Source organism: Pseudomonas sp. HLS-6 TE3448 (assembly GCF_053629555.1).
Map to the genome: position 1 here is coordinate 2,147,229 of NZ_JBRJIO010000001.1, position 23,197 is coordinate 2,170,425.

The 23,197-nt window shown below is 61.0% G+C and carries 16 protein-coding genes; 14 read left to right on the forward strand and 2 right to left on the reverse strand.

Annotation, left to right across the window (positions count from 1 at the left end; all coding sequences use genetic code 11):
• Nucleotides 1-3 precede the first annotated feature (3 nt).
• The 9 genes from AB7M23_RS09930 to AB7M23_RS09970 all read left to right on the forward strand — a co-directional run bounded on the left by AB7M23_RS09930 (nt 4) and on the right by AB7M23_RS09970 (nt 12,767).
• The gene (locus tag AB7M23_RS09930) at nt 4-1,065 is read left to right on the forward strand and encodes a beta-ketoacyl synthase (RefSeq protein WP_454240715.1); all 1,062 of its coding nucleotides are present in this window, start codon (nt 4-6) and stop codon (nt 1,063-1,065) included.
• On the forward strand, nt 1,062-2,360 hold the full coding sequence (locus AB7M23_RS09935; RefSeq protein ID WP_454240716.1) for a beta-ketoacyl-[acyl-carrier-protein] synthase family protein: 1,299 nt from the start codon (nt 1,062-1,064) through the stop codon (nt 2,358-2,360). Before AB7M23_RS09930 ends, AB7M23_RS09935 begins: the two co-directional genes overlap by 4 nt.
• Complete coding sequence (locus tag AB7M23_RS09940; protein ID WP_454240717.1) at nt 2,357-3,565, forward strand: beta-ketoacyl synthase N-terminal-like domain-containing protein; 1,209 nt, start codon at nt 2,357-2,359, stop codon at nt 3,563-3,565. Before AB7M23_RS09935 ends, AB7M23_RS09940 begins: the two co-directional genes overlap by 4 nt.
• Nucleotides 3,566-3,604: 39 nt before the next feature.
• Complete coding sequence (locus AB7M23_RS09945; protein ID WP_454240718.1) at nt 3,605-6,475, forward strand: aminotransferase class III-fold pyridoxal phosphate-dependent enzyme; 2,871 nt, start codon at nt 3,605-3,607, stop codon at nt 6,473-6,475.
• 9 nt (nt 6,476-6,484) lie between these two features.
• Entirely contained in the window at nt 6,485-7,222 is a 738-nt protein-coding gene (locus AB7M23_RS09950) for an SDR family NAD(P)-dependent oxidoreductase (RefSeq protein WP_454240719.1), read from the forward strand.
• The gene (locus AB7M23_RS09955; protein WP_454240720.1) at nt 7,219-7,980 is read left to right on the forward strand and encodes an SDR family NAD(P)-dependent oxidoreductase; all 762 of its coding nucleotides are present in this window, start codon (nt 7,219-7,221) and stop codon (nt 7,978-7,980) included. Before AB7M23_RS09950 ends, AB7M23_RS09955 begins: the two co-directional genes overlap by 4 nt.
• 77 nt (nt 7,981-8,057) lie before the next feature.
• Entirely contained in the window at nt 8,058-9,266 is a 1,209-nt protein-coding gene (locus AB7M23_RS09960; RefSeq protein WP_454242163.1) for a DUF1302 family protein, read from the forward strand.
• A gap of 34 nt (nt 9,267-9,300) precedes the next feature.
• Nucleotides 9,301-10,137, forward strand: a complete 837-nt coding sequence (locus AB7M23_RS09965; protein ID WP_454240721.1) for an outer membrane lipoprotein-sorting protein — start codon at nt 9,301-9,303, stop codon at nt 10,135-10,137.
• A gap of 17 nt (nt 10,138-10,154) precedes the next feature.
• Nucleotides 10,155-12,767, forward strand: coding sequence for an efflux RND transporter permease subunit (locus AB7M23_RS09970; protein ID WP_454240722.1), 2,613 nt, complete (start codon nt 10,155-10,157; stop codon nt 12,765-12,767).
• A 45-nt stretch (nt 12,768-12,812) separates the two neighbouring features.
• Here AB7M23_RS09970 and AB7M23_RS09975 read toward each other — a convergent pair whose 3' ends face one another.
• Nucleotides 12,813-13,214, reverse strand: a complete 402-nt coding sequence (locus AB7M23_RS09975) for a MerR family transcriptional regulator (protein ID WP_454240723.1) — start codon at nt 13,212-13,214, stop codon at nt 12,813-12,815.
• Between the two features lie 181 nt (nt 13,215-13,395).
• Complete coding sequence (locus AB7M23_RS09980) at nt 13,396-13,971, reverse strand: NAD(P)H-dependent oxidoreductase (protein WP_454240724.1); 576 nt, start codon at nt 13,969-13,971, stop codon at nt 13,396-13,398.
• A 152-nt stretch (nt 13,972-14,123) separates the two neighbouring features.
• On the opposite strand from AB7M23_RS09980, the gene AB7M23_RS09985 reads away from it, so the two are divergent.
• The 5 genes from AB7M23_RS09985 (at nt 14,124) to AB7M23_RS10005 (ending at nt 23,100) form a co-directional block, all read left to right on the forward strand.
• Complete coding sequence (locus AB7M23_RS09985; protein WP_454240725.1) at nt 14,124-14,753, forward strand: LysE family translocator; 630 nt, start codon at nt 14,124-14,126, stop codon at nt 14,751-14,753.
• A 136-nt stretch (nt 14,754-14,889) separates the two neighbouring features.
• The gene (locus AB7M23_RS09990; RefSeq protein ID WP_454240726.1) at nt 14,890-16,572 is read left to right on the forward strand and encodes a fatty acid--CoA ligase; all 1,683 of its coding nucleotides are present in this window, start codon (nt 14,890-14,892) and stop codon (nt 16,570-16,572) included.
• Between the two features lie 301 nt (nt 16,573-16,873).
• The gene (locus tag AB7M23_RS09995; RefSeq protein ID WP_102051854.1) at nt 16,874-18,751 is read left to right on the forward strand and encodes a DUF1302 domain-containing protein; all 1,878 of its coding nucleotides are present in this window, start codon (nt 16,874-16,876) and stop codon (nt 18,749-18,751) included.
• Between the two features lie 27 nt (nt 18,752-18,778).
• Nucleotides 18,779-20,143 (forward strand): DUF1329 domain-containing protein, encoded by a 1,365-nt coding sequence (locus AB7M23_RS10000; RefSeq protein ID WP_454240727.1) that lies wholly within the window; start codon nt 18,779-18,781, stop codon nt 20,141-20,143.
• Between the two features lie 236 nt (nt 20,144-20,379).
• On the forward strand, nt 20,380-23,100 hold the full coding sequence (locus AB7M23_RS10005) for a LuxR C-terminal-related transcriptional regulator (protein WP_454240728.1): 2,721 nt from the start codon (nt 20,380-20,382) through the stop codon (nt 23,098-23,100).
• The last annotated feature ends 97 nt before the right edge of the window (nt 23,101-23,197 follow it).

Consider the following 23,197-nt stretch of genomic DNA (forward strand, 5'->3'; position numbering starts at 1 on the left):
TTCATGCAGTCATTGAATCACCGACCGGTTTATCTGCGCGCGGCTACGGTCCTGAACGCGGCCGGCAGCACATGCGCCGATCTGTTGTCAGTGGTGCCTGAGCCGCAACCGTTGGAATTCGATCCTTCCCGCAAAGGCTTCTGCCTGGCTCCGCCGAAGCTGCCTACGAGCGTGTTTGATCGCAAGATCCAACGTGGTGTCGAACCGCAAGGGCTGCGCTTGCTGAACTGTGTGGCGGGCCTGGCTGACGAATTGGCGACGCTGAAACTGCCGCCACAGCGCGTTGTTCTGACCGCTGCGATCCCGGAGGTCGATGGTCCGAGCACCTGCTGGGAGGCCGTGCAGGCTATTGCCGAGCAACCAGATCAACTGTTGGCACAGTTCATTGCCCATACCCCACCGATGCACGCATTGACCCTGCTTAACAGCAGCGTAATGGCCTATGTGGCTCAAGCGTTGAGTTGTCGTGGTGCCATGGGTGGGTACTGCTCGCAGAGCAATGCCGGCATCGACGCGTTGATCGAAGCCAGTACGCAACTGAGTGAGGGGCGCGGTGAGGCGGCCCTGGTTGTCAGTAGCAGCCCGAACATCACCCCCGCTTTGTACCTGCGTGAAGGCAACGATGCGCAGCGTCTGTACGGCGAGGGCGCTGCAGCCTTGCTGTTGACTACACAGCCTGGGGCCGAACCCTGCCTGCGGATTGCCGGTCTGGCCCGTGGTTACAGCGCCAGCGCCGAACGTTCCGACACCGTGGGGCGGCGGGTTATCGAGCAGGTCCTGAGTCAGGAGCGCCTGGCACTGAGTGACGTGCAACGCATTGTCATCGACCCGGATGACCCGTTGGTATCGCGCCTGTTCGTCGGTGAAGAACGCATCGTCCACAACACACGACAGGTCATTGGCGACCTGGGTGCCAGCGCACTGCCGACCGAGGCTGCGCTGGCACTGTACCGCCAGCGCAGCAGCGCGCGTCCTGCGGCCTACACCCTGCTGCTCAATCGCAGTCAGGCCGGGCACTGGGGCGCCGCACTGTTCGCCGCGCCACAAGGAGAGACAGCAGCATGAGTGGCAATCGTGTAGTGATAACCGGCATGGGTGCCGTAACCGGTTTCGGCTTTGAGTGGCAACACCTCTGGAAGCAGATGCTGCGCGGTAAGCACTGCATCCGTCCGTGGCAACCGGACGGGGTGGCCGAGGGCAGCTTTCCGGTGCGGTTTGCTGCCCCGGTGGACTTGAGCACGATGCCTGCACACTTGTGCGGCCACCCGGCCTGGAAGCAACCTTTGGAACGTCGCAGCCGCTATGGCTGGATCGCCGCCAGCCAGGCCCTGTCAGACAGCGGCCTGGCGCGTGAGGACTTTCGAGAGGCCGCGCTGCTCTGCGCCTCCGGGGCACCTCAGCATATGCTCAGTGACATGCTGCGTAGCGCCGCGCCGCAGGCGGGTGAAGCCCCTGCCTGGAAGTACCTGATGAAACGTCAGGCTGAACTCGACCCCTGTGGCTCACTGCGTCAAGGCAACGACCGTCTGGTTCAGGTGATTGCCAAGGACCTGGGGTGTGAGGGGCCGGTCATCAATATCAGCAGTGCCTGTGCCGGGGCTTCCCAGGCCATTGGCAACGCGTTTCAGATGATTCGCCGGGGCGAGGTCGAACTGGCGTTGGCCGGTGGCGCCGACTCGGTGCTGAGCCTCGATACCTTGACCGCCTTGTACCTGCTTGGCGCCGCGACCAGCGAACAGCGCTGGGGCAAAGAGGTGTGCCGCCCGTTCGATCGCAATCGCAGTGGTTTGGTCGCGGGTGAGGGGGGCGGCTTCCTGGTGCTGGAACGTCTTGACCGCGCCCTGGCTCGGGGCGCCACGGTGTATGCCGAAGTACTCGGCTATGGCAGTAGCCTGGATGGTTACAAAGTCACCGCACCCGACCCGGAGGGGCGCGGTGCAATCCTCGCCATGCAGGCGGCGTTGGATGATGCCGGTGTCGCGCCGGATCAGGTTGATCTGATCAACGCCCATGGCACCTCGACGCCATTGAATGACGCCACTGAAACCGAGGCAATCAAGGTCGTGTTTGCCCAAAACGAACACTATCGACGTCTGGCCATCAGCGCCAACAAGTCCCAGTTCGGCCATTTGATTGCCGCCGCCGGAGCGCCGGAACTGATGGTGACGGCGTTGTCCTGCCGCCACGACCGGATCACCCCGACGCTCAATCTGGATGAGCCAGATGCGCGCTGCGATCTGGATTACACGGCGCACCATGCGGTTGAGCGATCAGTGCAGATTGCCTTGAGCAATTCCTTCGGTTTTGGTGGGCTCAACACTTCGCTGCTGATCGGCAAGTACCGGGAGCAGGCGGCATGAGTGGGTTGATTGCATTGGCTGGCGCTGGCTGTGTGCTGGCCAGCGGTTGGGGCGTCGAGCCCTTCTGGGCGGCGGCTAAGGAGGCCCGTTCAGCACTCGGTCCGTTACGTTCGCCGTTGCTGCGAAGTGAGCAGGTGGTGGCGTTTGGGCAGGTTGCCGACGCCGACCAGCAGCGCTGCCGTAGCGACATTGGCCGTAACCTGCACCGCTATTGCACGCCATCGTTATTCTGGGGCGGCAGCGCCTTGCGCCAGGCTATCGCCGAGGCCGGGGTAGCACCCGGTGCCGATGGTTTGCGCTATGGCCTGTATTGCTGTCAGGGCGGTTACACCCATCCGTCGCTGGCGTCATTCGCCAGCGTGTTGAGCGATTGCCGGCGTGATGGTGTGGCCGATATGCGCGAACTGGCGCACCGAGTGCTGCACGACGGCGTGATCGACCCATTTCTGGTGATCAAGGGCCTGAGCAATGGCTTGCTGGGCGTCCTGAGCCTGGACTTGAAGCTGTATTGCGAAGGCAATGCCTTCATGCAGGGCGTATCGGGCAACCTGGCGGCGTTGCGTGAAGCCAGTGCGGCGTTGCGCAGCCGACGTGTTGACGTAGCCATGGTGGTGGGGACCGGCAGTGAGCTTGACCCACTGGCACTTGCGGCATTGGTTCAGGCGGGTGTGATTGGTGCCGAAGGCGCTGATCAGTTACAGCCCTTTGACTGTCACTCGCGCGGCGGCATTGCTGGGGAAGGCGCTGTCGCTCTGGTACTGCGTCGGCGTGAAGACCTCGACGACCAGCCTCAGGTCTGTCTGGGGGCGTTCTCCAGTCATGCCCGGCTTGAGCAGATCAGTTTGCCGGACCACCAGGCCGACCTGGCGGTGTGCGCAGGCAGTGGCTGGCCGGAAAAAGACCGGCAACTGGCACAGACCCTTGCCCGTGCGGGCGCAGGCCATGTCACCAGCGGTTTGCCGCTGACCGGAATCCTCAGTGCTGCGCCGTTACTGGCCGATGTGCTGCTGGCCCGTTGTGCCCTGCAAGGCCAGTGTGTGCCAGCCATTGCCGGCTTGAACCATCCCGTGCGGGCGGATCTGCCGCTGGTGATGGGCTCGGCCCGCCAGGTGCCGCTGACTGACGCCGTAGTGCTCGGTCAGGACGACAACGGCTTCAGTGCTGCTTGCCACGTATACCTCAGTGATTCGCCCGCTGCTGCGTGAGGCCGTATCACGTTCCCCTTTTCAAAGGATTTGAGCTGCATGAATTATCGTGAATTTGTTCGCCCGAAATACTATGACTTGATGCAGGCCTTAGGCCTGGATTGCCAGTTCAGCCGGGCGCAAGGTAGCCAGTTGTTCTACCGCAACGGACGCGACGAAGAGGTCGTGGTCACCGATTTTCTTGGTGGTTACGGCGCGGCCCTGTTCGGCCACAACGACCCGCAGTTCGTTGAGCAACTCGGCACATTGCTGCGTGACGGCGTGCCATTCAACGCACAGCTGTCGGTGCGAGGCGGAGCCGGCGACCTCGGGCGTGAGCTCAGTGATGCGTTCAATCGCGAGCTGGGGACCGACGAACGCTATGTTTCGACCTTCTCCAACAGCGGTGCCGAAGCAGTGGAAATTGCCGTCAAGCACGCTGAGTTCAGCCGCCAGAACCGCATGCAGGCACAGTTCGATGACATCGATTATGCCCTGACCCAGTTGGTTGAGCGCGTCGGTGCCTACCGTGAGTTGGACCGGGATGACCTGGCGCTGCCGCCAGGGCTGCTGCCCGATAACCTGCTCAAGGTGAGTGTGCGTCAGGTGGTCGAGGCTCTGCGTCAGTACAACCTGGCGCAGTTGTATGTCGAGCCGGTATTCATTGCCCTGCGCGGCAGCTTTCACGGCAAGCTGGTGAACACCGTGCAACTGACCTATGGCAAGCAGTACCGCCAGCCTTTCGCACGTTTTGGATTGAAGGTCGAGTTTGTCGATCCGCAGCAGATCGAGCAACTGCCCGACCTGGCGGCGCGGCATCAGCGCCACTGGCTGGGTTTGAGCTGGGATGGCGAGCGCCTGCAGCTTGAGCGTCAGGTCTTCAGCGCACTGACAGGTGTGCTGCTGGAGCCGATTCAGGGTGAAGGCGGTATTCGTGAGTACCCTGTGGACTTCTACCGCGCCTTGCGACGCTTGTGCAACGAACAGCAGTGCCCGTTGATCATTGACGAAGTACAGGCTGGCTTCGGTCGTACCGGCACTTTCCTCGGCTGTATGCATTTCAACTTGCAGGGCGATTACTACTGCCTGTCCAAGGCCCTGGGTGGTGGCCTGATGAAGATAGCCGCGACAGTGATTCGCGCCAGCCACTATCAGGACGACTTCAGCTATATCCACAGCTCGACCTTCGCCGAGGACGAGGCGTCCTGCCAGATCGCCCGATCGGCCCTGAAACGACTGTTTGCCGACGATCAGGCCATGCTCAAGGCGGTGCGTGAGAAAGGTGAGTACCTCAAGCGCGGCCTGCTTGAATTGCAGACCGCCTACCCGCAGGTCATTGCCGATGTTCGTGGGCGCGGCCTGTTGCTCGGGATCGAGCTGCATGATGTCGCTGCTGGTGGTTCGGTGGTGCAGGCATCGGCCCAGTACAACGATGCACTGGGTTACATGATTGCGGGTTACTTGCTCAAGTTCGAGGCCATGCGTGTGGCGCCGTCGGGCAGCAACTCCAATGTGCTGCGTCTGGAGCCGCCTGCCTGCATCAGTTTTGCCGAGATCGACGCGTTGATCGTGGCCCTGAGCAAGGTCTGCGACCTGCTGCAGCGAGGGGATGCTTTCCCGCTGGCGGCCGGCGTGTGCGCCGACACTGTCGACCGGGTCGATGCACGCAGTACCACGTTTGCAGTGGCGGACCGCGGTTTGCTGGCCGACCCGCACACACCGGTGGTGGCACGGGTTGCCTTCATCAACCACCTGATCGACGCCGACGCCTTGAGCGACGCCGACCCCTCCCTGGGGCTGCTCACTGCCGAGCAGAAGCGGGCCTTCATCCAGCGCACCCGGCCCGAGCGGCGTGTGGCGCCGATAGGGCCGGTACTGATTCGTTCGCGTCTGGGCACCGCCGTGGAGTTCACCCTCTACCCGCTGTGCATGGACTCCAATGACATGGCCGCCTACATCGCCAGTGGCGAGCTGGATGTGATTCGCGATGAGGTCGGCAACCGTATCCTCGATGCCCGCGCCGACGGCAATCGCATTGCCGGCCTTGGCATGTACACCTCGATTGTCACCAACAACTGCCAAGCCCTGAAGATCGCCGATATGGCTCTGACCTCAGGCAACGCCCTGACTATCGGCATGGGCCTTGAGGCGATTGAGCAGGGCTGCCTGCAGCAGGGGCTGGAGCTGTCGGCACAAACGGCGGCCGTTGTCGGTGCGGCTGGCAACGTCGCTTCGACTTACGCTTCGTTGTTGTCGGAGTCGGTCGAGCGCCTGATCCTTATTGGCAGTGGCCGCGAAGGCTCGTTGCGCCGTCTGGAAAAGACCGCGCAACTGATCTACGCCGACGCGGCCCGCTCGGTGCTCAAGGGGCGTGTCGAGCAGGACCGTCTGGCTCGTCGTCTGCTTGATCTGGAGGGTTTCCAGGCGTTGCTCGACAGCCATGCCAGCCAGAGCGACCTCGGCCAGCGTATTCAGCGCCTGGTCGATCAGCAAATGGGAAGCAACGCCTGGATTCGGGTCAGCAACGACCTGCAAGACCTGCGTCAGGCACGCATCGTGTTGTGCGCCGCCAACGCGCCGCAACCATTCCTCAACGCCGAGCATTTTGCCGAGCGCAGTGTGATCTGCGACATCGCCGTTCCGCTGAACGTCGACCAGGCACTGCCTGGCCAGCGTCCGGACGTGCTGTACATGCATGGCGGCATCGTCCAGACGCCGCTGGGCGATGGTCTGGCGAGCAACGTTCGTGCCTACCTGAAGCAGGGGCAGTTGTATGCCTGCATGGCAGAGTCGGTCCTGATGGGCCTGGCCGGCATGAACCAGCACTACTCCTACGGAGATATCAGCCGTGAGCAGGTCCAGCAGATTCGTGCCTTGGCCCGGTTGCATGGCTTTGGCCTGGCGCAGTTCAAAACCGACAATTCGCTCTGAGGAATACCCATGACTAATAAGACTGCCGTGGTGACCGGCGGCAGCCGTGGCATCGGCAAGGCGTTGGTACTGGCCTTGGCCGCTGCTGGCTATCGGGTCGCGTTCAGCTATGTGCGTGGCCGTGAAGCGGCGCAATCGGTGTGTGATGAGACCCGGGCATTAGGCCATGAGGCCCTGGCGCTGGCCTGTGACGTTCGTGACTTGAACAGTGTGACCGGCTTTTTTCAGGAAGCCGAAAGCTGGCTCGGTCATATCGACCTGCTGGTGAACAATGCCGGGATCACCCGGGATGGCCTGCTGGCTACCCAGAGCCTGGAAGACATCACCGAAGTGATTCAGACCAACCTGATCGGCACGCTGTTGTGCTGCCAGCAGGCGATTCCGGGCATGATGCGCCAGCGTCGTGGCTGCATCGTCAACATCAGTTCCGTGGCGGCACAGAAGCCGGGGCGTGGCCAAAGCAACTATGCCGCTGCCAAGGGCGGTGTCGAAGCGCTGACCCGGGCCCTGGCGGTCGAGTTGGCACCGCGCAACATTCGTGTCAATGCCGTGGCTCCGGGGTTGGTGGAAACGGAGATGAGTGCGGCACTGATGGGTGCCCATGCCGACGACATCAATGCGCGGCTGTTGATCAAGCGCTGTGCCAAGCCCGCGGAAATCGCTGCGGCGGTGCTGTACCTGGCCGAGCAAGGGCACTACCTGACCGGTGAAGTGTTGTCGGTCAACGGCGGGATGAAAATGCCATGAGCCAGCCTCGTACCGTTCTGATCACCGGAGCTGCCAAAGGCATTGGTCGCGCTGTCGCCGAGGCCTTTGACGCCCCCGGCAATCACCTGTTGCTGCTCGACCTGGACGTTGCCGAACTGCAGGGCTGGGTTGCCGAGCATAGCTGGCAGGCGCGCGTTGAAACCCATGCGGCCGACATTGCCGACTTGCCGCGCCTGCAGGCGTTTTTCCAGGACTTGTCCGCACGTATTGGTCACGTTGATGTGTTGGTCAACAGTGCCGGTATTTGCAATGAGAACGAGCCCGAAGACCTGGACAACTGGCAGCGGGTGATTTCGGTCAACCTCACGGGGACCTTCCAGGTCACTTCGTTGTGCCTGCCTTTGCTGGCCAGTGGCGGTCGAATCATCAACATGGCCTCGATTCTTGGGCGAGCCGGCAAGGTGCGCAACACCGCGTACTGTGCTTCCAAGCACGGCATCATCGGCATGACCAAGGCTCTGGCGCTGGACCTGGCGCCGCGACGCATTACCGTCAATGCCATCCTCCCGGCCTGGATCGATACGCCGATGTTGCAGGGTGAGTTGGCTGTACAGGCGCGAATCGCGGGGATCAGCCAGCAGGAAATTCTGCGCAACGCCAAGAAAAAGCTGCCAATGCGGCGCTTTATTGCGTCTGCGGAAGTGGCGGCCATGGTGCGTTACCTGGCCAGCCCCGAAGCCGGTGGTGTCACCGCACAAAGCCTCATGATCGACGGTGGCGTCGGGTTGGGGATGTAGGCATGTGCAGTCGAAAATCCGGATTGAGGTGGCTGGTAGTACTGGTGCTGGTTCATGCCGCATCAGCCAGTGCCGAGATGATGCCCGAGCATGCCGAAGGCGAGGTGGGGGTGGCCAGCGCCGTGCGTTTGCACGGCGACGACCGTGTTACGCAGAAAATGGGCTACTTCAAGGCTGCTCTCGAAGACAGCTGGGACAGTGGTTATTACAAGGCCCGTGGGCGGGTGCGCTACGACGCCCGCTATGACGGCAACAACCCTTACAGTGATGAGGCGCGCGACGATTACCGCTTCACTGCGGACTGGCGCCAGTTGTACTGGGGCCACTACGTCGGCGACGGTGAGCTCACCGTCGGCTGGCAGCAAGTGGTGTGGGGCCGGGCCGATGAGTTGCGGGTGCTCGATCAGGTCAACGCTATCGACTACCGCGAGGGCCTGACGGCGTTGCTTGAAGACAGCCGTATCGCCGCGCCGATGGTGCGCCTGACCCAACCGCTCGGCGAGTGGGAGCTGGAGGCGTTGTGGATAACCGAGTTCATCAAGAACCATTTGCCGGCGCAGGGCAGTGAGTTCGATGCGCCGCTGTTCGCCCGCCCGGACCCCACCGTGTTCGCGGTTGAGTCCAGCCCGGATTACGACGGTGCATCCGGCTTCGGCTACGGCCTGAGTGCCAATGGCCGGGTCGGCAGCCTGGACGTGAGTGTGGTTGCCCTGAATGCCCGTCAGCAAGACCCGGTGTATGCCGTGCGCGGGCTCAGTGACGATGGCCGGATCGCCCTGGAGCGGCAGTTTCCCCGCTACTCCATGCTCGGCAGCGGGCTGGCCTTTGATGCCGGGCACAGCATCGTGATCCGCAGCGAGGTGGCTTATTTCGACAATTGGCGGGTGAGCAACCCTTATCGCCAGTACGGTACGGACGAAAGCCCGATGCTCAAAGCACTGCTAGGCGTCGACTACCTGTGGCGCAATTGGTTGATCTCCATGCAATGGCAGGAGCAGCAACTGCTCGACTGGCAGGTCGGCATGCTCCAGGACCGTCGTGATCACCTGTTTACCCTGTCGGGCGAAGGCAATCATTTCCAGGACCGCCTCAAGACCCGCCTGGTGCTGGCGATGTCACCGCCCGCCGGCGATGACCTGCTGATGCAGGGCATTTTCACCTACAAGCCAGTGGACTGGCTGAAGCTGGGCCTGGAAGTCGACTTTTTCGCCGGTCGTCAGGAGCGCCCGTTCGGCGAGTACGACGCCTATGACCAGGTTCGAGTCTCCGCCGGTTACCTGTTCTGAAACCCTCTACCAGACAATGAAAAAGGACATGTTCATGTTGCCGCTAATGAAGGGCCTGTCGGCCGTTGTGATGATGCTGGCCAGTACCGCGACCTTTGCCGCCCAGGCACTTACCGCTGACGACGTTATTCGTCAGGCCCGCGACCGCAATGACGGCAAGAGTTTCATGTCGCAGGTCTCGCTGGTCCTGGTGGACAAGCAGGGCAACACCCGCGTGCGCGAGTTCACCTACCTGCAAAAGGATTACCCGGAGAGTGACAAGTTCACCATGCATTTCTCCGCACCGAGCGATGTGCGTGACGTGGCTTTTCACATCGAAAACCCGCGTGAAGTGCTGGGACAGGAAGACAGCCAGTGGATGTACCTGCCGGTCAGCCGTCAGACCCGCCGGATCTCCACCACCGACAAGCGTGGCTCGTTCATGGGTAGCGACTTTTCCTATGCCGACCTGGACAAGATCCGGGTCACTGATTATCGCCAGACGCTCATGGGTGAAGACACGATCAACGGTCGCGATTGCTACGTCATCGAGCGTGAGCCCACGTCTGATCAGGTGCTGGCCAAGACCGGGTACAACAAGCTCAAGGTCTGGATCGACAAACAGAACTTCCTGGTGATGCGCCAGGACTTCTTTGATGTTCGCGGGGTGATGATCAAGCAGTTGCGCACCCAGAAAGTCGAAACCATCGATAACGTCGACAGCATTACCCTCAGCGAGACCGAGCACTTCGTCAATGGCACTCGCTCGCAACTGCGCTTCAACCGCTTGCAGTACAACGTCGAGCTGGACGACCGCCTGTTCACCCAGACCGCCATCCGCCGTGGCCTGAAAAGCGGCGACACGCCTGAATACACTGTGTCGACGCGTTGAAGGATCGTACTCACGTCATGGAAAGATACCTGAACATCGTTGAGCGCCACGCGAAGCTGATCGTCTTCGTGCTGGTGGCGATCACAGCCTGGTTTACCTACACGCTCGGCGCCTTGATGGCCGATACCAACCCTTATCTGCTCAAGGAGACGCACCCGTCGCGCAAGACCATCCTTGACTTGCAGAAGGAGTTCACCGGGACCTACGACTCGGTGATGGTCGCCTTCAGTAACCCTGAGGGCGTGTTCAACGGCGAGTCGCTCAATGCGCTGTATTCGATGTCCCGTTCGATGCGCCAGCTCATGCTGGCCAACGAACAGGACCGTGAAACCCTTCAACAACTGGTTGCCCGGCACCCCAAGGACTCGACGGCGCAGGCAATCGTGGAGGATGTTCTGGCCGGTGGTTTTGCCCAGAACGATCAGCGTGAATTGCGACGTTTGCGCGACCATGCCCTGGCCAACCATTGGGACAGTCACGATCAGCAGTTTTTGCGCTATCTGGCTGAGCGGGTCAACCCGATCCAGGAAATGGCCTCCATTGCCGACACCGAAAACATCAGCCTCGGTGAAGATGGCCAGCTATGGATTCACAAGACCCTCAATGCCTATGACATGAACCCGGCAGAGGTCGAGGCGTTGGTGATGAACAACGAGCTGCTGGTCGGCGGGGTCGTGTCACCGGATAAGCGCGTAGCGCTGGTGGTGGCGGAACTGGGCACCAAGCAGGACGATGCACAGGCGCAGTTGCGGGCTTATCAGCAGGTGCGCCAGATGGTCGCCGACTATCAGGCGACGCACCCGCAGTTCAAGGATGAGGTGTTCATTGCCGGGATGCCGATTTTTATCGCCGCTCAGCAGGAGATCATCGACCACGACGTTGCGGTGCTGTTTCCGGTGGTTTTCATATTGGTCACCCTGTTGCTGGTGTTTTTCTTCCGCAAGCCGCTGGGTGTCATGCTGCCGTTGTTCAACATCCTCTTCTGTACGGTCTGGACCCTGGGCCTGATGGCCCTGTTCAAGGTGCCGTTCGACCTGTTGACCAGCGTGTTGCCGGTGTTCCTGTTCACCATCTGTTGTGCCGACGCCATTCACGTCATGGCCGAGTACTACGAGCAGCTTAATGCCGGCAAACCCCATCGTGAGGCTGCGCGCCAGACGATGCGGTTGATGGTGACGCCGGTGGTGCTGACCACCGCGACGACCATTGCCACCTTCGTTATCTCGACGACCAACAACATCGTCAGCATCCGGAATTTTGGCGTGTTCATGTCCATCGGCCTGACGGCGGCGCTGATTATCTCGCTGTTGCTGATTCCGGCCTGGATCTTCGTCTGGGGCAAGGACCAGGCACCCGGCAAACGGGCGGTGGTGGGCAAGGAGTCGATGCTGTCGGTGTACCTGGTCAAGTGCTGTGCCTGGCTGATTCGGCGGCGCAAGCCGGCGTTACTGCTGAGCCTGCCATTGTTGGCGCTGATGAGTGTGTTCACCTTCATGGTCGACATCGAAGACTCCGGCATTGCCTACTTCAAGCCGGACAGCGCGGTACGTACCTCGGACGAGTTCATCAACCGCGCCCATGTCGCGGGAACCGCGCCGGGCTGGATCGCCTTTGACAGCAAGGCACCACGCGGCATGCTCGATACCGAGGTGGTGCAGTTCCTCGACAAGCTCGACCAGTTCATTCGCGCTCAGCCGCACGTCAGTTACACCTACTCGCTGGCGACCTACATCAAGCGCATGAACCTGGTGCTCAACGACATGAACCCGGACTACCTGCGCGTGCCGTCGGTTCGTGAACAGGTGCAGGGCTTCGACGAGGACGGCAAGCCGGAGCGTTTCGAGGTTGACGGCAATGCGTTGATCGAGCAGCACATCATGCTGTTCGAGAACGGCGGTGGCTCTGACCTGCGCAACGTGCTCAATGCCGATTACTCAAAGGCCGTGACCTTGTACACCATGACCTCCTCGGTTGCGGGCGACTACCAGGCCATGCTCGACCGGCTTGATGCCTGGGTGAGGCAGAACAAACCGGCTCACCTTGAGGTGACGCATGCGGGGACCGCGTACATCTGGACCGGTGTACTGCAGGAAATCACCCAAGGCCAGGTGTTGAGCTTTACCCTGGCGCTGGTGGTGGTAACGCTGATGATGATGTTCTGGCTCAAGTCGGTACGGCTTGGTCTGCTGGGTATGCTGACCCTGTTGACCACCTCGGTCACCGTCTACGGTTTCATGTACCTGCTGGACATTGAACTGAACATCGGTACGACGTTGGTAACGTTCCTGGTGGTCGGTGTGGTCGACTACGCAGTACACCTGCTGTCACGGATGAAGTTCCTCGTGGAGCAGGGGATGGGCATCGACGACGCGATCCTTGAAGCGATGCAGAGCGTTGGCCGTTCGACCTTGGTCAACGTGGTGATCTTCTCGGTCGGTTTCATGGCGTTGTTCTTCTCGGACTACAAGCCGATCGTCGATCTTGGGGTACTGGTCGCTCTGGCGCTGTTCTCCAGTGGCGTGACGACGTTGCTGCTGGTGACGTTGATCTCGCCATGGTTCTTCGCTGCTATCAAGCCACACGGGGCAGGCGAGTCACGGGTCGCGCATCCTCAGGGCGTGACCGGCTAGGCACGCGCAGCGCCTGTATCGACGCAGTATCTGGTACAGGCGCTTTCAGCCCGGCACAGGGTGCGCCTGTTCCAGGCGGCTCTGCTCGAAGCTGCATTGCTCGCGGGCGTCCTGAACGCTGGCTTCAAATTCGACCAGGCCATCATGCAGGCTTTGCAGCTTGTCGATCTGGGCGCGCAATTCGTGCTTTTTGTTGGCGATCGCCTGCTGGGCCAGGTCCCAGGGAATTTCCTCGCCACGGTAGTCCTGGAAAATCGCCTGCATTTCCTTGAGCTTGAAGCCCAGTTGCTGAGCGCATTTGATGAACGACAGCAGTTCGACAATCTGCTGGCTGTAGATCCGGTACTTGCCTTCGCGCACGGGCTCGGGCAGCAAACCGATCTTTTCATAGTGGCGGATGCATTTGACGGTGGTGCCTGAAAGCTGGGCCGCTTTGCCGATGTACATCGATAGTCCCTTCGTTCCTTGATTGATGGCAACGCACATGCCAACGCACCAGCCGCACCCGGTGGAGCGGGGCTGGGGGCGGTGGGTTGACGTTTGGCGCGCCATCTTTACACAAGGAACTACGGGCGGGAACCCGCCGACCCCGCTGCCAGGGCGGCAGCGGGGTGCCGCCGTGTACGTCTTAGCGACCGGCGAGGGTTCGGGTCTGGGCCAGCCAGGTTTCGCGCTGTGCCGGTTTCGAGCCAAGAATCGGCCCGAACGTCAGGGTGCGGGTCGGCTTGATACCGCAGAACTCCAGCGTGGTCTTGCGCATCTGGTGCAGGCCGGGCATGCGGTAGATCCAGCGGTAGTACCACGGGGGCGTGTCCATGGTCACCAGCAGGTGGGCTGTTCGTCCCTTGAGCAACTTGTCCGGAAAAGCGGAGTCGCTGCGGTATTTGAAGGCGAACCCAGGCAGGAAGACCCGGTCGAAGAAGCCCTTGAGCAAGGCCGGAATGCCGCCCCACCAGATCGGGTAAACGAAGGTCAGGTGATCCGCCCAGAGAATCTGCTTCTGTGCGTCCAACAGGTCGGGCTCAAGTGCCTGGATCTCCTTGTAACCCTCATGCAGGACCGGATCGAAATCCAGTGCCGGGAGGTTCAGCAGGCGAACCTCGTTGCCTGCTTCGGTGGCGGCTTTGACATAGGTGTCGGTCAGCGCGGCACAAAAGCTGTCGGATGAGGGGTGGCCAAGAACGACCAGAATACGTTTGCTCATGGTGACTCCAACTACAGGATGAAGTCGATGAGGGTAGAGTCTGCCCCTAACGGTAGAGTCAAGCAAAAAATCGTTGGTAACTGTGTCTGTTGCTCGGGGTATCGACTGGTCTAAGGTAGGCACCTTACTTAAATCCGTGACAAGGAGTCCCCATGTATTGGGCTGAGTTTCTCACCGTTGCCCTGATTCACTTGCTGGCGGTCGCCAGCCCCGGCCCGGACTTCGCGGTCGTGGTTCGTGAAAGCGTGACCCATGGTCGACGTGCAGGTACCTGGACTGCATTTGGCGTGGGAACAGCGATCTTCCTGCATGTGGGCTATTCGCTGCTGGGCATCGGGCTGATCGTGTCGCAATCGATCATGCTGTTCAATGCGCTGAAGTGGCTGGCGGCGGCGTACCTCTTGTACATCGGCTTCAAGGCCTTGCGTGCCCGCCCCGCCAAGCCTGGTAGCGATGAGGTGCAGGCTGCAACGGTAGAGCGCACCCCGCGCGGTGCCTTTGTCGCCGGTTTCATGACCAACGGCCTGAACCCGAAAGCCACCTTGTTCTTCCTGTCGCTGTTCACGGTCGTCATCAACCCGCATACCCCCCTGCTGGTACAGGCAGGTTATGGTGTGTACCTGGCACTGGCCACTGGCCTGTGGTTCTGCCTGGTGGCGATGTTGTTCAGCCAACAGCGGGTGCGTGCCGGTTTTGCCCGCATGGGGCACTGGTTCGACCGTGCCATGGGGGCTGTACTGGTGGCGCTGGGTATCAAGATCGCGTTTACCGAGATGCATTGATCGATGCCGTTGCCAGCAGGCCGCTGATCCCGGCGTCGTTCAAATCATTCCTTTGGCTGATTTGGACGGCGCAGCGGCGTTCTAAAGTGAAGGTCTGTTTTGACCCAGACCATGCACTTCAGAAAAGGGACACTTCATGTTGCAGACTCGCGTCATTGCCCCTGCCGAGGGCGCTTATGAGTACCCGTTGCTGATCAAGCGCTTGCTGATGTCTGGCGGCCGCTACGAGAAAACCCGCGAGATCGTTTACCGCGACCAGCTGCGCTACAGCTACCTCACCCTGAATGAGCGTATTGCAAGGTTGGCCAACGTATTGACCGAGGCAGGGGTCAAGGCGGGCGACACGGTGGCGGTGATGGATTGGGACAGTCACCGTTACCTGGAGTGCATGTTTGCCATTCCGATGATTGGTGCGGTGGTGCACACCATCAATGTGCGCCTGTCGCCGGAACAGATTCTCTACACGATGAATCACGCCGAAGACCGTTTCGTGCTGGTCAACAGTGATTTTGTCGGCCTTTATCAGGCTATTGCCGGTCACCTGACCACCGTTGAAAAGACGCTGCTGTTGACCGATGGCGAGTCAAAAACCGCCGAGTTGCCAAACCTGATCGGTGAGTACGAACAGCTGCTGGCTGCGGCCAGCCCGCGTTACGACTTTCCGGATTTCAACGAAAACTCGGTGGCAACGACGTTCTATACCACCGGCACGACCGGCAACCCGAAAGGGGTGTACTTCACGCACCGGCAACTGGTGCTGCACACCTTGGGTGCAGCGGCTGTGACCGGCAGCATCGACAGCGTCCGCCTGCTCGGCAGCAACGATGTGTACATGCCGATCACCCCGATGTTTCACGTGCATGCCTGGGGTATCCCTTATGTGGCGACCATGCTCGGTATCAAGCAGGTTTACCCTGGGCGTTACGACCCGGAGCTGCTGGTGGAGCTGTGGCGCAAGGAAAAGGTCACCTTCTCCCATTGCGTGCCGACCATCCTGCAGATGCTGCTCAACGCCAAGGGCGCGCAGGCCCAGGACTTTGCCGGCTGGAAGATCATCATCGGCGGCAGCGCCCTGAACCGTGCGCTATATGAGGCGGCCAAGGCCCGCGGTATCCAGCTCACGGCGGCTTATGGCATGTCGGAAACCTGCCCGCTGGTTTCCTGCGCTCACCTGAACGATGAGTTGCTCGCGGGCAACGAGGATGAGCGCATCACGTACCGGATCAAGGCCGGTGTACCGGTACCCCTGGTAGAGGCGGCGATCATCGACAGTGACGGCAACTTCCTGCCTGCTGACGGTGAGTCCCAGGGCGAGTTGGTGCTGCGAGCCCCTTGGCTGACCATGGGGTATTTCCGTGAGGAGCAGAAGGGCGCCGAGCTCTGGGACGGCGGCTGGTTGCACACCGGCGACGTGGCCACACTGGACAGCATGGGCGTGATCGACATTCGCGACCGGATCAAGGATGTGATCAAGACCGGTGGCGAATGGGTGTCTTCCCTGGAGCTCGAAGACCTGATCAGTCGTCATTCTGCGGTGCGTGAGGTCGCGGTGGTCGGTATCGCCGATCCGCAGTGGGGGGAGCGGCCGTTCGCATTGTTGGTGGTGCGCGAGGGGCACAGCATTGACGCCAGGGGCCTCAAGGAGCACCTGAAACCGTTCGTGGAATTGGGCCATATCAACAAGTGGGCTATCCCCACTCAGATCGCCCTTGTTACCGAAATTCCCAAGACCAGTGTTGGCAAGCTCGACAAGAAGCGTATCCGCCTCGATGTCATTCAATGGCAGGCCAGTAACAGCACCTTTCTTTCCACGCTCTGAGCCCCCGGGGTTCGCGCCGGTCGCGGTGCGAACCCCGAGCCAGACACCTCGCGACTTGTAAAACGGTAATTTTCAGCCATGCTTGGCGCCGCTCAGGCAGGGGCATGCCCATTAGGGCCATGCCTGCCTGCTTGTACACAACAAATCACACTTTAGAGGGATCAAGCCCTGGTACCTGCTGGCTATAGTCGGCCCAGGGGATTTTTAGGAACGGGGGGGAAGTGCAATTGAGCATGCATTCCATTGCGCCGTTTTTAGAAGGACTCACTGCCATAAAAATAAAGAACATGGAGTAGCGTCGATGACATCTGCACATCTGTTTTGGCGTCGGGCAAAACTGCCTTTGGCCGTCAGCCTCGCTTCTACGCTCGCTGGCCCAGCATTCGGCGTCAGTTTCAACATCGGTGAAATCGAAGGCCAGTTCGATTCGTCGCTGTCCGTTGGGGCTAGCTGGTCGACAGCCAAGCCGAACGAGAACCTGATCGGCGTCAACAACGGCGGCAAGGGGCTTTCGCAGACTTCTGACGATGGCCACCTGAACTTCAAGCGCGGTGAGACCTTCTCGAAGATCTTCAAGGGCATCCATGACCTGGAGTTGAAGTACGGCGATACCGGCGTATTTGTGCGCGGCAAGTACTGGTACGACTTCGAACTCAAGGATGAACATCGCGAGTTCAAGGACATCAGCGACTCCAACCGCAAGGAAGGCGCACAGTCTTCTGGCGGGCAGATTCTTGATGCCTTCGTGTACCACAACTATTCCATCGCCGATCAACCCGGTTCGGTGCGCCTGGGCAAGCAGGTGGTGAGCTGGGGTGAGAGTACTTTTATCGGTAACGGCATCAACTCGATCAACCCGATTGATGTGGCGGCTTTCCGTCGGCCAGGCGCCGAGGTGAAGGAGGGCCTGATCCCGGTCAACATGTTCTATGTTTCCCAGAGCCTGACCGACAACCTGTCTGCCGAAGCGTTCTACCAGATCGAGTGGGACCAGACCGTAGTGGACAACTGCGGCACCTTCTTCTCGCAGCCGGACATCATCGCGGATGGTTGCTCGAACAATCTGCGCCTGCTGAACAGCAGCCGTAGCGTTCCCGGGGCGGCCTTGCCCTTGCTTGCGGCCAATGGTGTCGATATCAACGAGGAAGGTGTGCTGGTGCGCCGCAGTGCCGACCGCGATGCGCGTGACAGCGGTCAGTTCGGGGTAGCGTTCCGCTACATGTTCGAACCGCTGGATACCGAATTCGGCGCGTACTTCATGAACTACCACAGCCGTGCGCCTATTTTCAGTGCTACCGGCGCAGACCCTTCGGTGTATCAGGCGGCCGGCAATTTTGGACGCTTGGCTCCGTTGGTTGTTGCCGGGAACTCCAGTTACTTTGTCGAGTATCCCGAGGACATTCGTCTATACGGGCTGAGCTTCTCGACCACCTTGCCTACTGGCACGGCCTGGAGTGGTGAAATCAGCTACCGGCCAAACGCTCCGGTGCAGCTCAATACCACCGATATCCTGTACTCCGCTGTGGTGCCGCTGGGTGGCCCATACACCAATGCCTCCCTGCTGACCGGCGTGCCGGGCGAGGACCAGCACGGCTACCGTCGCAAGGAAGTCACCCAGTTCCAGACCACCCTGACTCACTTCTTCGATCAGGTCATGGGCGCCAGCCGCCTGACCGTTGTCGGCGAGTTGGGGGTTACCCATGTGGGTGGCCTGGAGGACTCCAGCAAACTGCGTTATGGCCGTGACCCGGTCTACGGCCCAGGCCCGCTACCGGCCACTGGTGGGCTGAATACCTGCTCGGCAATTCTCAACACCGGCACAATCAACGGTGCGGGCCCAGGTGCCTCAACTGCCAACCTCAGCCGCAATTGCGAAGATGACGGTTTCACCACCAGCACCTCCTGGGGTTACCGCGCACGGGCCATCTGGGATTACAACGACGTCTTTGCCGGGGTCAACCTCAAGCCGAACATCGCCTGGTCCCATGACGTTTCCGGCTACTCCCCAGGCCCTGGCGGCAACTTCGAGGAAGGCCGTAAAGCCGTCAGCCTGGGCCTGGATGCCGAGTACCAGAACACCTACACCACCAGCCTGTCGTACACCAACTTCTTTGATGGCAAGTACACCACGGTGGACGACCGCGACTTCATCGCCCTCAGTTTCGGCGTGAACTTTTAAGCGCACTGATTCAGGAAGAGCACAACTATGAAAACAACCAAGAGTTTGCTGCAAGCCGGTGTGCTGGGCCTGACCCTGCTGGCCAGCAGCGTCATGGCAGCCGTTCCCGCCAGCGAAGCCGCCAAGCTCGGCGCCAGCCTGACACCGATGGGGGCTGAAAAGGGCCCTAACGCCAATGGTTCGATCCCGGCCTGGAGCCCGTTGCCGAAAACCGCCGGCTCGGTGGATGCCAAAGGGTTCCTCGCCGACCCTTACGGTAACGAGAAGCCGCTGTTCACCATCACGGCGCAGAACGTCGATCAGTACAAAGACAAGCTGGCGCCGGGCCAGGTCGCGATGTTCAAGCGCTACCCTGACACCTACACGATTCCGGTCTACCCGACGCACCGTGGTTCTACCGTTCCCGACGAGGTGTTTGCGGCGATCAAGGAAAACGCCACCGCCACCAAGCTGGTGCAGGGCGGTAACGGCCTTGAGAACTTCAAGACAGCCATTCCTTTCCCGATTCCACAGAGTGGCGTAGAGGTCATCTGGAACCACATCACCCGTTATCGCGGTGGCAGCGTGACCCGCCTGGTGACCCAGGCCACCCCTCAGGCCAACGGTTCGTACAGCCTGGTGTCCTTCCAGGACCAGTTCGTTTTCCGCGACAAGATGAAGGATTACGACCCGAACAACCCGGGCAACATCCTCTTCTACTTCAAGCAGAAAGTGACGGCGCCGGCGCGTCTGGCCGGTGGTGTGCTGCTGGTTCACGAAACCCTCGACCAGGTCAAGGAACCGCGCCTGGCGTGGGTCTACAACGCCGGTCAGCGTCGTGTGCGGCGTGCCCCGCAAGTGTCCTATGACGGCCCGGGTACGGCGGCGGATGGCTTGCGTACCTCCGACAACCTGGACATGTACAACGGCGCGCCGGATCGCTACGACTGGAAGCTTGAAGGCAAGAAGGAGATGTACATCGCCTCCAACAGCTATAAGCTCGACTCGCCGAACCTGAAGTACGCGGACATCCTCAAGGCCGGCCACATCAACCAGGACCTGACCCGTTATGAGCTGCGCCGTGTCTGGCATGTGGTGGCAACCCTCAAGCCCGGTCAGCGTCATATCTATGCCAAACGTGACTTCTACATTGACGAAGACACCTGGCAGGCGGCAGTGATCGACCACTACGACGGTCGCGGCCAGCTGTGGCGTGTGGCGGAAGCCCATTCCCAGGACTACTACAACGTTCAGGTGCCGTGGTACACCCTCGAGACGATCTACGACCTGCAGTCCGGTCGTTACCTGGCGCTGGGCATGAAGAACGAAGAGAAGAAAGCCTACGACTTCGGCTTCACGGCCAACACCAGTGACTTCACCCCTGCAGCGCTTCGCCAGGACGGTGTGCGCTAACGCTGTAACCTCCGTGTGATCCCCAGAACGCCCCGGCTTGCCGGGGCGTTTCTGTTTGCGCCGGTCGCCTGGCTGGCAATCCGTCGGTAGCTGATGCGATGTGCGCGCGGGGCACTGACTTTTTTTGTTGTAGTCTTTTTTGGGTAATACGCGGCAATTGTCTTCAAATGTGCAGGGTAAGCCGTTAGTCTGCCCTGATCCGTTCTGCCGACAATCCAAACCAAAACGAGCCGGTCATGACTGATCTGTCCCGCACGCAAGGATTTTCCAGCCTGGCCGTCAGCGCCCTGGAGGGACGTTTCTATCGTCCGCCATTGCCCGACGCCCATGTGCCGCGCCCGAGGCTGTGCCAGCGTTTGCAGGCCGGATTGGGCGGGCGCCTGTTGTTGGTCAGTGCGCCGGCCGGTTTCGGTAAAAGCTCGCTTGCGGTGGAGTTCTGTCAGGGCCTGCCAGCGCACTGGCAAAGCCTGTGGTTGAGCCTGAACCGACGCGACAGCGACCCAGGGCGTTTCCTTGAGCGCCTGCTTGAAGGGCTTCAGCATTACTGCCCGGCTCTGGGCGCCCAGGCCTTGGGCTTGTTGAAAATGCGCCAGCGGCATCAGCCATTTGCTTTCGAGGAGTGGCTCGACGGCCTGCTGGATGACCTTAGCCGGCATTTGCAGCCCAATAACCCGCTGTTGGTGGTGCTGGACGATTACCACTTGGTACAGGGGCCGGTGCTCGACCGTTGCCTGCAGTTCTTTCTCAACCATCTGCCGCCGGGGCTGGTGCTCTTGGTCACCAGCCGTCAGCGCCCCGACTGGCACCTGGCGCGCCTGCGTTTGTCGCGCCAGTTGTGTGAGCTCAACGAACAAGACTTGCGCCTGACGCCGGATGAGTCCCATGCGGTGCTCGTACAGCACCCCACAGCCCTGCGCGGTCAGGCCCTGGACAACCTGATCCAGCGCAGCGACGGCTGGGTCGCCGGCCTGCGATTCTGGCTGCTGGCAGCCAGCGAATCCGGTACCGACAACGCCTTGCCCCAAGCCCTGCATGGCGGGGAGGGGTTGATTCGTGATTACCTGCTTGAAGAGGTGATCGACTGCCTGCCCAGTGAGGTCCAGGCGTTCCTCTACGATACGGCCTGTCAGGAGCGGTTCTGCAGTGAACTCTGCGATGCCCTGCGCGAGAGCCATGACAGCGCCGACATTCTGCGTTTTCTGCAGGCGCATCAGGTGTTTCTGGTGCCGCTGGACGAGAGCGGTCGTTGGTTCCGTTACCACCACCTGTTTTCCGACCTGCTGCGTAGCCGGCCGACCAGCTTGCCGCTGCCGAGCCTGCATCTGCGCGCCTGTCGCTGGTTCCACAGCCAGGGATTGCTCGATGAGGCTGTCGAGCAGGCGCTGCGTGCCGGGCATCTGGACGTAGCCGCCAACCTGGTGCAGAACCTCTCGGAAGAGCAACTGCTGGCCGAACAGAACGTTGGCATGCTGCTGCGCTGGAAGATGGACTTGCCCGACAGCCTGCTGGTCAGTACGCCACGGTTGATCGTGCTGTACAGCTGGGCGTTGGGGCTGGCCTGTCAGCTGGATGCCGCCGAGGAGCTGGCCAGTCACCTGAGCCGCTTTCTGCCGGCGCCGTCCGCCACGGCGCAAAAATCGATGCTGGCTCAGTGGCTGGCCTTGAGTGGGGTGATCGCCCGCGGGCGTGGTGACCGCGCGCGTACCTTGGCCTACTGCACCGAGGCCCTGCGCAGCCTGCCGCATAAGCGCTACGGGCAGCGGCTGGTGTGTTTGTCGACCTTGTCCAACCTGGCGATTGCCGATGGTGATTTCTGGCGTGCACGTGGCTGGAACCGTGAGGCCCTGGAGTTGGCCCAGCGGGTGGGCAACCCGTTATTCGAGGCCTTGGCCCATTACGACCGGGCGCGCGTGCTGCATGCCCGTGGCGAAATACTCCGGGCGCAGGATGAAGTGCGCCAGGGGCTGCAGCGCCTGCAAGGGCTTTCGGCCCAGCGGCTGTATGCGGCGCGTGCCCGCTTGACCCTGTACGAAGGGTATCTGCTGGCCGCGCGTCTGCAGCCCCAGGCGGGTCGCAGCCGCTTGCGCGCGGGAGTGGTCGAGGCGCGGGCGTGTCGGGACATCAGCGTGTTGATCGGTCATTGCATGATCGCCACGCTCGATGGCCGTGAAGGACGCTTTACCGAGGCGTATGCCGAGCTCGCCGAAGCCGAACGGCTGATGCATATCTGGGACGTGCCACCGATTTTCTATCTGGCAATGATCACCCTGGTCAAATGTGAGCTGTGGTTGGCGCAAGGGCGCATCGACCTGGCTGACGCCTGGTTGCAGCGCCTGGGGCAGACCTATGGCGGCAAACTGGCCGCCGCTGCACCAGAGTTTCACCCGTTGTTGCCGTTGCATATCGAGCTGCAGCAAGCACGTTTGGAGCGCGTACAGGGGCGCAACGAGCAGGCCGAGCAGCGCTTGCTGGCCTTGAATGAGCGGGGGCAGGCCAACGGCGGGCAACTCCTGTGTGTCATGGCGTTGTGTCAGTTAGTGGCCTTGAAGCTGGCCGGCGGTCGCGAGAGCGAAGCCCGCAGCCTGCTGGTACAAAGCCTGGAAGCGGCGAAGGGCGGTACACTGCAACCTTTCCAGATCCTGCTGAACGAGCAACCGGGCTGGCTGCGCGAGCAGCTGCTTGGGCAACCTGTCGGGCCGGTTCGAACCAGTTTGCTGGCCTTGTTGCCGGTGCCTGAAAGCGACACCTCAGGGGCGCCCAGCGAGGCCCTGAGTGCGCGGGAGCTGGCAGTACTGGAGCTGATCGCCCAGGGTTGCTCGAACCAGGAAATCAGCGAGCGTCTGTTCATCTCCCTGCACACGGTGAAAACCCACGCCAGCCATATCAACAGCAAGCTTGGCGTGGAGCGACGCACTCAGGCGGTGGCGCGCGCCAAGGCGTTGGGCCTGTTGAACTAGCGATAAACGATGCTTGGTGATTGCAGCAAGCTTTACGTTAACGTAAAAGAGCAGGAGTGGTGTCCTCGCCGTTTCCTTGGCGTGGGACTTGCTTGAA